Annotated in this window: 17 protein-coding genes; 1 reads left to right on the top strand and 16 read right to left on the bottom strand. The window is 51.9% G+C overall.

Annotated elements, in window-relative coordinates; all coding sequences use genetic code 11:
* Positions 1 to 329: 329 nt before the first annotated feature.
* On the bottom strand, positions 330 to 689 hold the full coding sequence (locus tag I2H39_RS22545; RefSeq protein ID WP_195627580.1) for a hypothetical protein: 360 nt from the start codon (positions 687 to 689) through the stop codon (positions 330 to 332).
* A 192-nt stretch (positions 690 to 881) separates the two neighbouring features.
* On the opposite strand from I2H39_RS22545, the gene I2H39_RS22540 reads away from it, so the two are divergent.
* Entirely contained in the window at positions 882 to 1,085 is a 204-nt protein-coding gene (locus I2H39_RS22540) for a hypothetical protein (protein ID WP_138310917.1), read from the top strand.
* 120 nt (positions 1,086 to 1,205) lie between these two features.
* Here I2H39_RS22540 and I2H39_RS22535 read toward each other — a convergent pair whose 3' ends face one another.
* From I2H39_RS22535 to modB, 15 genes are all read right to left on the bottom strand, one after another.
* Positions 1,206 to 1,811: an NUDIX hydrolase gene (locus I2H39_RS22535; RefSeq protein ID WP_227146061.1), complete on the bottom strand. Its 606-nt coding sequence runs from the start codon at positions 1,809 to 1,811 to the stop codon at positions 1,206 to 1,208.
* A gap of 38 nt (positions 1,812 to 1,849) precedes the next feature.
* Positions 1,850 to 2,038 (bottom strand): hypothetical protein, encoded by a 189-nt coding sequence (locus I2H39_RS22530; protein ID WP_138310916.1) that lies wholly within the window; start codon positions 2,036 to 2,038, stop codon positions 1,850 to 1,852.
* Between the two features lie 96 nt (positions 2,039 to 2,134).
* Positions 2,135 to 3,034, bottom strand: coding sequence for a multidrug resistance efflux transporter family protein (locus I2H39_RS22525; RefSeq protein WP_138310915.1), 900 nt, complete (start codon positions 3,032 to 3,034; stop codon positions 2,135 to 2,137).
* 104 nt (positions 3,035 to 3,138) lie between these two features.
* Complete coding sequence (gene rplT, locus I2H39_RS22520; protein WP_002565215.1) at positions 3,139 to 3,495, bottom strand: 50S ribosomal protein L20; 357 nt, start codon at positions 3,493 to 3,495, stop codon at positions 3,139 to 3,141.
* Between the two features lie 28 nt (positions 3,496 to 3,523).
* On the bottom strand, positions 3,524 to 3,721 hold the full coding sequence (rpmI, locus tag I2H39_RS22515) for a 50S ribosomal protein L35 (protein ID WP_007713120.1): 198 nt from the start codon (positions 3,719 to 3,721) through the stop codon (positions 3,524 to 3,526).
* A gap of 29 nt (positions 3,722 to 3,750) precedes the next feature.
* A complete protein-coding gene (gene infC / locus I2H39_RS22510) occupies positions 3,751 to 4,245 on the bottom strand; it encodes a translation initiation factor IF-3 (RefSeq protein WP_002565217.1) in 495 nt (164 codons plus the stop codon).
* Positions 4,246 to 4,654: 409 nt separating this feature from the next.
* A complete protein-coding gene (locus I2H39_RS22505) occupies positions 4,655 to 4,969 on the bottom strand; it encodes a DUF1540 domain-containing protein (RefSeq protein ID WP_138310949.1) in 315 nt (104 codons plus the stop codon).
* 96 nt (positions 4,970 to 5,065) lie between these two features.
* Entirely contained in the window at positions 5,066 to 6,685 is a 1,620-nt protein-coding gene (locus I2H39_RS22500) for a hypothetical protein (protein ID WP_195627579.1), read from the bottom strand.
* A gap of 13 nt (positions 6,686 to 6,698) precedes the next feature.
* Complete coding sequence (locus I2H39_RS22495) at positions 6,699 to 8,021, bottom strand: MATE family efflux transporter (RefSeq protein ID WP_347563885.1); 1,323 nt, start codon at positions 8,019 to 8,021, stop codon at positions 6,699 to 6,701.
* A 116-nt stretch (positions 8,022 to 8,137) separates the two neighbouring features.
* On the bottom strand, positions 8,138 to 8,719 hold the full coding sequence (locus I2H39_RS22490) for a nucleotidyltransferase family protein (RefSeq protein ID WP_195627578.1): 582 nt from the start codon (positions 8,717 to 8,719) through the stop codon (positions 8,138 to 8,140).
* A gap of 16 nt (positions 8,720 to 8,735) precedes the next feature.
* The gene (yqeC, locus tag I2H39_RS22485) at positions 8,736 to 9,605 is read right to left on the bottom strand and encodes a selenium cofactor biosynthesis protein YqeC (RefSeq protein ID WP_195627577.1); all 870 of its coding nucleotides are present in this window, start codon (positions 9,603 to 9,605) and stop codon (positions 8,736 to 8,738) included.
* A gap of 476 nt (positions 9,606 to 10,081) precedes the next feature.
* Positions 10,082 to 11,167, bottom strand: a complete 1,086-nt coding sequence (locus I2H39_RS22480; RefSeq protein ID WP_195627576.1) for an XdhC/CoxI family protein — start codon at positions 11,165 to 11,167, stop codon at positions 10,082 to 10,084.
* The gene (locus I2H39_RS22475) at positions 11,164 to 12,105 is read right to left on the bottom strand and encodes an NTP transferase domain-containing protein (protein WP_195627575.1); all 942 of its coding nucleotides are present in this window, start codon (positions 12,103 to 12,105) and stop codon (positions 11,164 to 11,166) included. Before I2H39_RS22475 ends, I2H39_RS22480 begins: the two co-directional genes overlap by 4 nt.
* A 48-nt stretch (positions 12,106 to 12,153) precedes the next feature.
* Positions 12,154 to 13,278 (bottom strand): ATP-binding cassette domain-containing protein, encoded by a 1,125-nt coding sequence (locus I2H39_RS22470; protein WP_207746942.1) that lies wholly within the window; start codon positions 13,276 to 13,278, stop codon positions 12,154 to 12,156.
* A gap of 37 nt (positions 13,279 to 13,315) precedes the next feature.
* Entirely contained in the window at positions 13,316 to 13,987 is a 672-nt protein-coding gene (gene modB, locus I2H39_RS22465) for a molybdate ABC transporter permease subunit (RefSeq protein WP_195627573.1), read from the bottom strand.
* Positions 13,988 to 13,996: the final 9 nt, after the last annotated feature.

Below are 13,996 nucleotides of genomic sequence, written 5' to 3'. Positions count from 1 at the left end.
TACCATGTCTGATAGAGTAATATATATAGGTAGAATATAGCATGAAGTTATGCTGATGAAAATAGCCGTACCCAGGAAGATTTTTATAAGACTGCCGGTGATGCGGCTCTCACCGCAGCGCTCGCCGCTGTTCCCCCTACCTGGCAAGCAATTATCGCATTTAATTGGCAGGGCACACCTTATATGGCGAATGGAGTTCCTTATCATCCATCATAGCTCATTGTCATTCTCCCCTTTAGGTATTTCAGCCTTAAGGGGAGACTTGTTTTTGGCTGCCAACATTTCGATGGTTAACGGCTCCAAATTGACCATTACTAATATAATCTGTTTCAGCAAATAGTTACCTTAAATCGGCAATCATCAGCTCCACCTAATACCGTATGTATTATTTCAACTTGTATATCCTTGTCCGGTAATAAATCTTGTAAAATATATAAAATGCTGTTCCTTGAGCATTCGCAATGGGACACTTCTGTTACTTTGCCAGACAGCACCTCATCACAAACGCATTTAGGATAGCCTATTTCATAGATATGCCCCGGGTCAATTATTCTCGCTATAAGCATTTCTGTGTTGCCGTATTTTTTATACTGCTCATCTAAGCTGCATCCACATTCTTCAAATTGGCCACGTTGAATGGGTAAAACCGTGTCCTTAACACAATCAATTGCTTTTTTCTTATAATCCAATATTAAACACTCCTTTACAGATACCGATTTACTAAAAATAGGATACACGAAAAAATACTAACTATCAATATGAAACTATCAATGTCCAGTGATTACCAAAAATACCTATAGGTTCAGTTGATATTTTCCTTCTACTTTTCCGAATATTTTCAGCCAATGGTTCAAAAACTACTATGGAAAGGAGGTATGATAATGGCAAAAGCAGGAATGAGAAGACCCAGCCCTTACGGCGCAGATAATCATGGAACTGAAAATCACCATAAAATGAACCATCCCAAAAATGAGCAGGCCCAGGTTCCCGAAATCCAGGGAGCCGCCAAAAACGGCAACGCCAAAGCCGGTCCCGTCAATGCGCCCAACTGGGCAAGGGATGATTACAAAACCGGTGATAATTGAAACCGTAGAGATTTTTCACTGATTGTCCCTGTAATGGCGTACAAACAAAAAATGACCGCAAACAATTGATGGGACGCTCACCCAGGAAGGGCATCACACATCACATTTACAGTCATCCATTTATCCCAGTGCCCCTAACTCCGCGGCCCTGTACAGGGCCGCCACATGCACGGCCTGTTCAAACCTTCCCTCTCTCAGGAACCGTTTTACTTCCTCCCCCTCCATCTCCACCACTTCCAGTGCCTCTGTATCATCCAGCTGCTGGGCCGCAGCCGAAAATACATCCCTGGCCAGGTAGCACTGGGCGTAGCTGGTGCAGTTGCTGGCATTGGGGGCAATTTTAAAGAGAAATTCCATACTCCCCGCCTTGTATCCCGTTTCCTCCAAAAGCTCCCTGGCAGCCCCTGCCTCCGGGTCCTCCCCCGGCTCGATACATCCTGCGGGCAGCTCCAGAAGCACCTTCTCCACACCGTGGCGGTACTGGCGCACCAAAATCACCTTGTGTTCCGGCGTTACAGCCACCACCACCGCAAAATCCGGCAGATGATTGACATAAAAGGGGGCAATGACCATGCCGCCCGGCAGCCTGCAGGTGCTGGCGCGCATATCAATCCATGCGTCCTTGATGACAGTGGTTTCATCCAGTACTTTCCATAAAAGATTTTCATTCCGGTTCTTATCCCTGTTGTCCGCCTTATTCATGGTCCCTCTCATTCTTCCTTTCATTCCGGTAACCTGCCTCATATACCGTCACCTAAACAGCCTTACTGCCACAGCCCGTCCTCCAGGGCCGCCATCATCAGAGCCAGATGCAGATTCATGGCAGCCGTCTCATCGTCAATATAGTGGACATCCTGCTCCATCTTCACCCGCCCCGGCAGCAGTTCCATTGCATCAAACAGGTCCTTTGCCGCTTTTGGCGACTGGTATTGTACATATGCATCCTTAATCATTGCCCACAACCTCCTTTGGTTATTATAACGTTTGGAGGCTGCTTTTTCCCTTATTTCCTTCCTGCAATCCGGCGGACCAGCCCCGGGGACTCCGGGCTACTCTCCTGCCGACAGGCTGTTTCCCACCATACCGGCCACAATCACAGCGATACCGGCCAGTCCCACCGGCTCCGGAATCCTGTCCTTCAGCAGCAGGATGCCTCCCAGCAGGGTAAACAGCACCTCGCCGCACTGGGTGGCCTCTATGACGGCCAGATGGCGCGGATTGTCCTTTACCATGTCTGTGGCCTTAAAAAACAGGACCGTGGCAATAACGCCTGAAAACAGCGCCACGCACAGAGACTGGAATATCTGTCCGCCTTGCGCCGGTCCGGACTTTACCCAGGCCCATACCGACATAACAATCCAGAACGGCATGCTGCACAGTGTCATGCCGTATACCCGTTCAAGGGTGGTCATGGTCTCCGCACAAAGGGCCATCATCTTACGGTTCCCCAGGGGATAGGAAAATGCCGCCGCCAATATAGGCACCAGCGTCAGGACCACGGTCCTCACTTCCATCCGTTCCAGATGAGGCACCTGCATCATGAATATGCCTGCCAGTATGAGAATAGACCATCCCAGGTTTCTGATTGGTATCTGTTTTCCAAACAGAGGCGTCAGAAGCACGCCCGCCGCTATGGTCAGCTGCCAGGTTGCCGCGGCCAGCCATGATTCACCCAATACGGAGCCGAAGGTGAGAGGCGCGTAAAACAGCCCGAATCCCACCGTGCTCCATACCAGCCAGGGAACAGGCGCTTCCTTTACAGCCTTCCACACCTTACCTGCCGAACGGCTTCGTGCCAGCATAAGCCACAATACAGGAAATGTGAACAGGTACCTGAGGCTGGCCGACCACATCCAGTATCCTCCGGCCAGATTCATGCTCCTGTTCAGGATAAAGGTAAATGCAAAGAAAAAGGATGCCAGAATCCCGTATATAAGCGCTTTTTTCAATTCATCCGCCCCCTCTCTTCCTCAGGCCTTTACCGGCTGTCTCAAAAAGAGGGCACTGCAGCTTGTCCTGCAATACCCTCTGGTAATCTTATATCAATTCTCAATTAAGCAATTTTGGACTTAGCCAGTTCAGCTAATTTTGCGAATCCCTCTGCGTCATTGATAGCCATTTCGGACAGAACCTTACGGTTTAAGTCAACCTCAGCTAACTTTAAGCCGTACATGAACTTGCTGTAGGACAGGCCGTTGATACGTGCTGCAGCGTTGATACGTGCAATCCACAGCTGTCTGAACTGTCTCTTTCTCTCTTTTCTGCCTGCATAGGAGCTTGTCAGGGCGCGCATTACGGACTGCTTTGCAATCCTGTACTGCTTGGAACGGGCGCCTCTGTAGCCCTTAGCCATCTTTAATACTCTATTGTGCTTCTTCTTAGCATTTAAACCGCCTTTTATTCTTGCCATCGGTAATTCCTCCTTCTACAATTCAAACTTACAGATATGGTAAAATCTTCTTCATTACCTGTGCGTTAGTTGCATCGGTAACAATATCTTTTCTAAGATTTCTCTTCCTCTTAGTGGACTTCTTAGTTAAGATGTGAGACTTGTAAGCTTTATTGCGAACTAACTTACCGGTTCCTGTCTTTTTAAAGCGCTTTGCTGCTGCTCTGCTGGTTTTTAACTTTGGCATTGTAAATTTCCTCCTTAAAACTTTCTATTTTAACGTTTTGCAGTTAAAAACATAACCATGCTTCTTCCTTCAACCTTGGAGGGCTTATCGATAACTGCGATATCCTTTAAACTCTCAGCGAAATCATCCAGGATGTATTTGGACTTGAACATATGGGCCATCTCACGACCGCGGAAACGAAGTGTCACCTTCACCTTATCGCCCTTCTCCAAAAATTTTCTGGCTGCTCCCACCTTGGTGTTCAGGTCGTTGGTGTCAATGTTGGGTGACAAACGAACTTCCTTTATCTCGATTACCTTCTGTTTCTTCTTGGCTTCTTTTTCCTTGCGTGCCAGTTCATAACGGTACTTGCCATAGTCGATAATCTTACATACCGGCGGCTTTGCCGTAGGTGCAATCTTCACCAGGTCAAGCTCTGCTTCCTGAGCCATTCTCAGTGCCTCTTTCCCCGGCACGATGCCTAACTGCTCCCCGTCCTCGCCAATCAGCCGTACTTCCTTGTCTCTGATTTGCTCGTTAATCATTAATTCGCTAATAGTCGTACACCTCCAAATAAGTCATGTTGTTCTGGAATCAGCATGCCCCGTTCTTTCCCTGTAGGGCAAAAAATAAAGCGGACAGCCTGGCTATCCACTTCCTCACATAAAACCATCTGCTGCCCTGTCTCACCGGAAATCCAAGGAGATACTACAGCACATTGTTTCATCTATGAACCCGGGTCACTTACTTGTGCCAGGGTGAGGCGGATACCTGCTTTCCTGTCAGTCGTTCTCACAACTTATATTAATCTACTACATTTGAACGTATTTGTCAACCATAATTTCAAACTTTTCTTCCGGATACGTTTCCTCGATATGATTCATCCAAATACAGCAGGAACGCCTCCCGGTTCCCGGAAGACGTCCCTGCACCCATCCTGTCCTGATTCTGAATTTATCTGGCCTTAAAGGTACTGCACCTTGTCTCCGTACATTCACAGGCTCCGTCACCGCTTATGTCAATACGTTCCGCGGAGCAGCGGTGTTCTTCATTGTAGACGCATTTTACCGCGTCGCAGGCAATCTCCAGCCTTGTCTCAGGGGTCTTGAACAGGTTGGTGAACTTACCGCCCTTGTTCTCGTCAAAGCTTGCGCAGCAGGTCTGCTCCGCAGTCCCGGCCTTGTTCCCATCCACTGCAATAGCAGCCTTACAGCAGCAGTTGTCAGCGTTGTGCACACAGTTCTTTACACTACATTCCAGCTTGGTCATCATCCCTACCTCCTTGTTATGAGCACATAAGAAGCCGAAGCCCGGTTTCTTATGTGCGGTACCATTCTTACCAATGACAAGGATAGTATGTACGGATTATAATTTTTGATTCATGAGGCGCAGGGCTTCAATGCATTTTCCTTCGCTGCCGTCCATATTGTAAAGCTCGCCCTGGGTCACAAAGGTATATACCTGGATGTCGTCCACAAAAGCGCCTTTGCCGCCGCTTACGCTGATGGTGAAATCCGACGGCTGGCAGTTGCTGAATTTAAGCTCCACCTTCCGTTCCTCCTTCACGTCCACGGTCCTTGTCTGGGAACCCATGCGTATGGTCAGCCTGCATGCTTCCTCTGCCCCGGTGCGCAGCTTTACATAGGTATCCTTTCCTGTATTGCCTGTCATCCGGTTGCCCAGGTTCTGGTAAATAGTTCCGCCGGAGGGAAGCATGGCTGATTTTCCGGTTGCATCCTCCGCAATATAGCTTCCTCCTGAAAAACGCCATCCGTCCATGCCCAGGGCAAACTGGGCATTGAACAGCTTATTGTCCCCGTAATCCCGGTAGGTCCAAATACCGTATCCCATGGTGGAATTTTTAAGGATGGGCGCAACGCCTTCCAGATACAGCGCCTTTTCATCGTCCCGCAGCTGGGCGTTATGCTCGTATCCAACCGTATTGTCCGTAAACAGGAACTGGTCCAGGTACACCGGCTTGCCTCCGCTGTACACGTGAAGACGGTTCAGGAACACAGGCACCTTTTCCAGCGCCTCCTGGGCTGTTACGCGTTCATGTTCATTCATAAAGCCCATGGGAATGCCGTACATTGCGCTGGTATAGGCAGCGCTTCCGCTGGGGAAGGTGGAGGAATGCATAAAGCCCTCCTGGCTTCCGTCCTTGTGCTCCACCGGGTCCACATCCAGGCGCACTTCCATGGACAGGCCCGGAAACACGGTCTGGCTGTCGGCCAGGAGTTCATTTAAAAAATGGTCGTAAAATCCGTAAAACACGCTTCTGGCCTGTGAATCCTTTGCAGGAAAATACAAATCATCATACCCGGACAGCTTGTGGCCATACATTTCCTCCAGCTCTTCCAGCTCATAATTCTCCCTGGCATAATCCACATATCCGCAGGCCTTGGCCATACTGCGTCCCTTTACCCCGTTTCCCAGGGACGCGCTGGAATCCGTGAAGTTCCAGAAATCCTCCCAGGTCAGGAATCCTCCGCAGAAGTTTTCATGGGAGGATGCCGCCTTATAGAGGCGGCCCACATATTCCATCCAGGCAGACCGTTCCGTCCCCTTCTGCATCAGCCCCTGGTACCGGTCCATCACATTGCCTGCCCCGCAGTAATCCCAGGTATATCCCACACGCAGCATCACGCTCAGTCCTTGGGCCCCAGCGGCATCCATGACGCGGTCCAGCTTGTCCCAGGCATATTGGCTGTATGTACAGGGCGACATACCGGGCTGGAATTCCCTCCACGGAACCACCAGGATAATATTGTTAAATCCATCCTCCGCAATGCGGGCCAGCTCCTGGTCCATATGGCGGCTCTCACTGTTCCAGAAATTGATGACCCAGTCATCGGAATAGTAGGTGGCTGATTTAAGGCAGCCTGCTGTTCCCGCAGCATGTTCCTCTGCCCTGGCAAACCCGGTTGTGAACAGGAACGCTGCCGCCCCCAGTATCATTGCGGCCTTTATATAAGGTCTTTTCATTGGTTTTTCTCCTTTAGCGCTGGTTCTTTTCCCCGCCCCGCTTTAGCTCAGGCCATACTGTCAGCAGCATGGTCCCGAAACAGGCGGCTCCTCCGATGAAATTGGATATGGGCTCCGCCATCAGTATGCCCTGGGTCCCCAATCCAAATACAGTGGGCAGTATGATAATAAGCGGTATAACGATGATAACCTTCCTGAAAATGGAAAAAAATACCGCATTCCTGGATTTTCCCAGGCCTACGAACACGGACTGGCCCGCGAACTGGAGGGACATCATGAAAAACCCGAAGAAATACATGCGTATAGCCGGAATTCCCGCCTCCACCATGTCCCCCTCCCGGTTGAAAATACGGATGAAGAACTCCGGAAACCAGTCCACGAATCCCCAGGCCACCACTGTATACAGGATACAGACCACTGACATGAATACAATGGCCTTCTGTACCCGTTTATACTCCCTGGCCCCGTAGTTAAATCCCAGTACAGGCTGGGCACTGTTGGTCAGACCGTTTACAGGCATGGAAATGACCTCCCTGACTGAGTTGATGACGGTCATGATTCCCACATACAGGTCGCCGCCGAATTTCTGGAGCATGGAATTATACATGATTTGTACAAGACTGTTGGTGATGGACATGGTAAACCCGGACATGCCCAGGCCCACAATGCGGAGCAGCCTGCCGCCGTCCGGCCTCATGGCCGCGGGCCGCAGCTTCAGGATGGTCCGCCTGCCGGTCAGGAAGGCCAGAATCCATATGGCTGACAGCATCTGCGAAAGAATGGTAGCCAGGGCCGCGCCCCGTACCCCCATGTGGAATACAAAGATGAAAATGGGGTCCAGGACAATGTTGGCAACCGCCCCCAGCAGCACGGTCATCATGCCCACGGTCCCAAAGCCCTGGGAGTTGATGAAGCTGTTCATGCCCAGGCCTGTCATCACAAAAATATTGCCCAGGAGATAGATGGTCACATAGGCGTCTGCGTAGGAAATGGTGGCGTCGCTGGCGCCGAAAAGGTACAGCATGGGCCGCTTAAAAATCAGACCCAGGACCGTCAGCAGGATTCCCACCGCCACCATCATCACAAAGGAATTGCCCATGATGGCCTCTGCCTCCTTCTCATTCCCCCTGCCCCGTTCAATGGAACACAGGGGAGCGCCGCCCATGCCGAAGAGGTTGGCAAAGGCAATGACAATGGATATGATGGGCAGGCAAAGCCCCAGCCCCGTAAGGGACAGGGTGGCATTCTCCGGTATCATTCCTATGTAAATGCGGTCCACAATATTATACAGCACATTGATGAGCTGTGCCAGGGTCATGGGGACCGCCAGCTTCATGATATTGCCCACCACGCTGCCTTTGGAAAAATCGTTTTTCTTCTGATTATCCAATTGAGTATCCGGCTGTTTAGCCAACTGAGTATCCGACTGTTTCATGTTTCCACCACTTTTCCTTACAAATCCTCTGCCCTGTCTATATCCCTAAGCTCCTCCTCCGGCACCTCCATGGTCCACACATCCTCAGGGTGGGCCTTCATGATTACGCTTCCCCCCCTGTCCCCGCGAAGCCCCATAAGCTCCTGCCTGTAGGTGCGGCTGAAGATGGCGGGATTCCCCCGCTTTCCCTGATGGCACACACAGCCCATCCCCTTTTTGGACAGCCAGTACCCCTCAATAAACCTCTTCAGGGTGAAGGGACTCATATAGGGCTGGTCTGCCACTGAGAACAAAAGAGCCTCTGTCCCAGGAGCAGCCGAAGCAATTCCCAGCCTGAGGGACGCAGTGATTCCCTCCCCGCTGAATCCGTTGTGGACTGCCGCAAGCCCCTGGCTTACGGCCTGCTCTAAAATCTCCTCATACTGGCTGACCACCAGAATCTCTGTCTGGTGCCCATCTTTCTCCAGCTCCCCTGCCGCCCGGCAGATGCAGTCAAGCCCATGGCGGTAAAGCTCCTTTCCCTTAAAGGGCACCAGCAGCTTATTAGAGCCAAAACGGCTTCCAAATCCGGAAGCCATATAGATAAATGATATCTTCATCCCTCATAACCATCCTTTAAAATAACCGGGCGGACCCATCCTGGTCCAGCTGTCCGCTTGCAATCCCTGCTGTCTCACCCATTCCGTCCAGCATTTCCCTGGCCAGCGCTGCTTTCTGCGCAGTGTCGGCCTGGTTGAATACAGGCAGCACCTCCATATACGGATGGGCTTCCCGCAGGGGGACCAGGTATCCATGCTTCATCAGCGTCATCATGTCTTCCTTTTGTATGACCCAGTCGCTCTTATATTCCCTATTCCGGTCCGGTCCATCCGGTTCTTTGCCGGAAAGGACACACTCATGCCCATACAATTTCCGGCCGTGGCGGCTCATCAGGTCCAGGGCTTCCTCCAGTCTCAGGCAGCATTCCCCGGCCTGTTTCCCAAGGGATGTCAGGCCATTGAGGCACAGAATCATATCTGTATTCTCCGGAATCACCGGCTCCCCAGCCCTTGGCACCTTCAAAGGCAGGCGTCTGGAACCGTCAGCCTCCACCAGTACCAAATCCGCCAGGGAACAGGCTTCCTCATACAACTCCCGGCCTGTAAATGCAATCTTCCCATTCTCCGCCGGCCTTCCGGCCACTGCCAGGCCGCGCTGTTCCAGACCAGCCCTGATTTCTTCCACATTGCCCTCAAGGCATCCGAATGCATCCGGACAAGCCATATGGGTGGTGGTTGCCACCAAAACTTTAAGCCCCCGGTCCAGGGCCTCCCAGGCCAGTCTTCGTATGGCGGATGTCTTGCCACCCGCGCCTGCAAGAGACACCACAAAAGGGCCCGGTCCTTTCTCTGACCGTGCCTGCTTCATCCGTCCCTCAAGCCCCAGGCCGTGCCACAGGCTGTTGGTTCCGGTCCATATGCCGCACTCGTAAAAATAGACCTTCATGGCATAATCTCCATTTTATAGTTGACATAGATTAATGCAGCACTTTACTGTGATACTCTGACTATTCTATCATAAAACAGAAGATAGGGAAAGATAATTTTCTGCCCTTTAAGGGCAGTTAAAAACAGCCGGAAACAAGGGGAATCCCCTCTGCTTCCGGCTGCTGTTCTATTTCAGTGTTTTGTCTCAGCTGACTATCTTATCCTGTTGCGTCCCTATTTCTGGATATTATTCCTGATTACACCATACAAATCAAAACTCAGGATACCAAACACTAGTATAACTCCGATGACTGCCATTATCGATTCCTTCCTTCCAATATGTTTTCCATCACTGTGATAGATTCATTATATGTCAGGCATACCTGTTTAGCAATCCGCATTATATCTAATCTTTTGGTGAACACCTCTCTGTTTTTTGTGCATGAATGCAAAATATTTTAGATAACCTAAAAATTTTTGTATATCCCGGCGGCATCACTGCCGGGCATCCGTCCTGGCTGCTCTCTGCGCTATCAGTTCTCCCGTAATGCTGATGGCAATCTCCGCCGGTGTCTCAGCTCCAATGTCCGTGCCGATGGGCATGTGGCATTTCTGGATTTCTTCCAATGTGAAGCCGTCTGCCAGCAGCTTATCCGTCACCACCCGTATCTTGTTCCTGCTGCCCATGATACCGATATAATAAGGATGCAGGGCCATGGCCTGCTTCTGCACATAATAATCAAACTGGTGCCCCCTGGTCATGACGCACACATAGTCCCTGGAACTGATATCCACATACTCGCTGATGTGTTCCATGTCTCCCACCACAGTCCTGTCTGCCTGGGGAAATACCCGGGGATTGGCAAATACCTCCCTGTCGTCCATGACCACGCAGCGGAATCCCACATGGGCCAGCACAGGAACCAGCTCCTGGGCCACATGGCCGCCTCCGAATATATAGACGGTCCCGGCCTGTACCAGAGGCTCTATATAATAATTCCGGCCGTCCACTGCTTTCTGCCGGGCCTTGCTGCCAAAGAGTTCTTTTTCCAGCCCGCTCCATGAGCCGGCGCCGCTGGTTTCCCCAGTCTCTCCCGGCCCCAGACAAGACTGCCCCAGCCCTTTCATACCGGCCAGACCCAGGCTGTGGCTGTACAGGCCCATCTGCCAGCATGTCTCGTCGGTGATATCCAGAATGAGCCAGCTGTCCTCATCCTTTGCCAAGGCCTCCAGAACCCGGCCGCAGAAACCATACAGCGCCTGGTCCCCCGGACAAATGTACTGGAAATATACCACCACATTTCCCCCGCACACCATGCCGATATCAGCCACCTGGTTTCTGGTGAGGGTGAATCCCCTGGCAAAGGAAGCCTTGTCCTTCATAGCCTGGATGGCTGCCTGGATGGCCTGGTACTCCACAGCGCCGCCGCCCACGGTCCCTTCTATGGACCCGTCCTTCCTCACCAGCATCCGGGAACCGGTTCCCCTGGGGGTGGAACCGGAACTGGCAATAATAGTCACCAGAACAGCCTCCTCCCCCTGCTCCAATAATTGTCTTAACTCTGTAAATAATGCTTTCATGACCCCGCCTCTTCCTCCGCAGAAAAATATTTTTTATAAAGCCGTTCGCCTTCCATGCGCAATTCCTTCTCCATCCGCAGATAACGGTCCAGAAACTCCTTGGACTTGGGTGTGAGCTGGGAAAAACCGCCTTCCGCCCCTCCTGACTGCGTAATCAGGAGAGGATAGCCCAGCTGCCGCTCTGCCTCCTTTAAAATCTTCCATCCCTTGGTATAGGACATATGCATCTGCCTGCAGGCTGTCTGCATAGAGCCTGTATGGTCAATCAGGCTCAGGAACTGGGCTGCCTGGGGACCAAAAAATCCTTCATTGCGCTCCAGTGTCAGCTGCACCTGGGGATACACAGCCAGCTTTTCCCGTCCAAGACTGCCCCGGGCGCAGTCCTCGTCCGATTCCACTGCCATGATGATTCCCTCGTCCTCCACCGGTATCTCCTCCAGATAGGCATCGATTTCCGGCTGGCGCAGGGCGCCTCTCAATCCTTTTCCCCCCTCATAGTTTAAAAGGGGGCCAATGGCTGCCTTGGATACCAGGACCGGATGGCCCCGCCTTCCGTCAAACACAGGACAGGCAGCCATGGCACGGGACCCCATCATCCTCTGTATGGTATCCGGAAGGAACATAGGGAATTTGGCCGGCAGGATAAATACCCTGTCGCATAAATCCTCTATATAATTTAACCCCATACAGATACTGTAATACATCTGGGTCTGCTCATAATCCTGATTGCGCAGACAGATGACCCGGAGTCCTGCAATGTGTTTTTCCACCTCGTCCGCCTTCTGCCCGGTAACCACTACCACGGGCTCAATGCCCGCCCGCTTAAGGGTAATGATAATTCTCCGTATGACCGTGCTGTCCCCAATGGGAAGCATGGGCTGGAAACGGCTGATTGTGCTCTTGTGACCTGCTGCGATAATAACAGCCCCTGTCCTCATAGGTCTGTTCCGCCTTTCTCTGTAATATGATAGCCTGATATCCGCCCCTTAAAGCTCTCCGGTCAAAAGCAAGAGAGCGGACGGCTCCACCCTGAGCCAATCCGGCACCAGGCCCGCGGTTTCGTGTGTGTGGATATCCTTCCCCTTCTTCCACCACAGACCGTTCTGTAATGTAATATACCACTCAAACGGCATTTCGGAAATAGATGGAGCATATACTTTTATAAGATTTGCATCCTCCCTCTCCATATAGGCCTGTGCACCGCTGTCTGACAGAGGTTCGAAATCATGGGCCCTGATTCCCACCGATGTTATGGTGTCATCCACAGGGCGGTCCGTGACCAGCTCCAGGCCGTTCCAGTCCACTGCCCGTATCCTGCGTTCTCCCAGCCGCTCAATCCTGGAAATGTTCTTACATCCCGTAAGCCTGGCTGCCTGGCATGTAATGGGATTCTGGAAAATATCCCTTGTCCTGCCCGCCGCCAGCACACATCCTCTGTCCATAAGCAGAAGATTGCCGCAAAGCTGGTATGCCTCATCCCTGTCATGGGTCACCATAATGGTCACCCCGTCATAATCCTTAAGGGCATCCGCCAGCTCCAGGCGCAATCCCTCCCTCAGATATGTATCCATGGCGGAAAAAGGCTCGTCCAGCAGCAGCACCTCCGGCTCATAGGCCAGGCTCCTGGCCAGGGCCACTCTTTGCTGCTGGCCGCCTGACAGCTGGCCGGGATAACGTTTTTCCAGCCCATGGAGCCTGAACCGCTCCACCATCTCAGCCACCTTCTGTTCCCTGGCCTCCTGGGACATGGGCCGGCGTTTTCTAAGCCCCACGTTTCCCCGGCCTCCCTTTAACCCCACCATGATGTTCTGTTCCACGGTCATGCCGGGAAACAGGGCGTAGTTCTGGAACAGATAGCCCACCCGCCTTACCTGGGGCCTCTCATTGACCTTCAGGGCGGAATCATAGAGGACCCGGCCTCCCGCCGCCTCCCCCTGGGCATATCGCAGGGCAATCCTTCCCCCGTCCGGCCGGATGATGCCTGCAATGGATTTCAGGGTCATACTCTTCCCGCAGCCCGACGGTCCCAGGATACCCAGACATCCCCGGCCCGCTTCAAAGTTTATGTCCAGACTGAAATCCTTTAATTTTTTTCTTATATTAACTTCCAAATGAAGATTGTATTCTGAGTTCACGGCTGTTCCCCTTTCATCCCTTCCGGTTCACGGGCCTTAACGCTGCCCAGTTCATCAATAGGATGGACAGGAATGCAATGACCACAATAACCGCCACATAACGGTACGCCGTATCCATATTGCCTGCGGCCACCTCTGAATAGACTGCCATGGGAAGGGTCCTTGTCCTGCCCGCTATGTTTCCCGCTATCATGGCAGTGGCCCCAAATTCTCCCAGGCCCCTGGCAAAGGCCAGCACGCCGCCGCTGACTACTCCGGGCAGGCCTCCGGTCATAAGCACCTTCCAGAAGATGCTCCACTCACTCATGCCCAGGGTCCTGGCTGCCGCCACCAGGTTCTGGTCCACCTGTTCAAATGCTCCCCTGGCAGAGCGGTACATTAAAGGAAAGGACATGACCACGGCCGCAATCACCGTAGCTGTCCATGAAAATGCTATCTTAACGCTGAAATACTCAATAAAAAACTGCCCTACCGGCCGTTTAACCCCAAAAATGTAGAGAAGGAAAAAACCGGCCACCGTGGGGGGAAGGACAAGGGGCAGCGTAAGCACGCCGTCCCATATCAGCTTCCATGTCTCATTTTTAATGCTCACCACAGCCCACGCCGCAAAGATTCCCAGAAAAAACGTGATGAAAATCGACAGGCCGGCTGTCTTCATTGATATCAGTATTGGTGACCAGTCCATGGATGGTTC

It is taken from the genome of Clostridium sp. 1001283B150225_161107_B6 (assembly GCF_015556325.1).
In the GTDB taxonomy this organism is placed as follows: Bacteria; Bacillota; Clostridia; order Lachnospirales; family Lachnospiraceae; genus Enterocloster.
The sequence above is the reverse complement of the archived record's forward strand: the minus strand, read 5'-3'. Positions and strand labels throughout refer to the sequence as shown.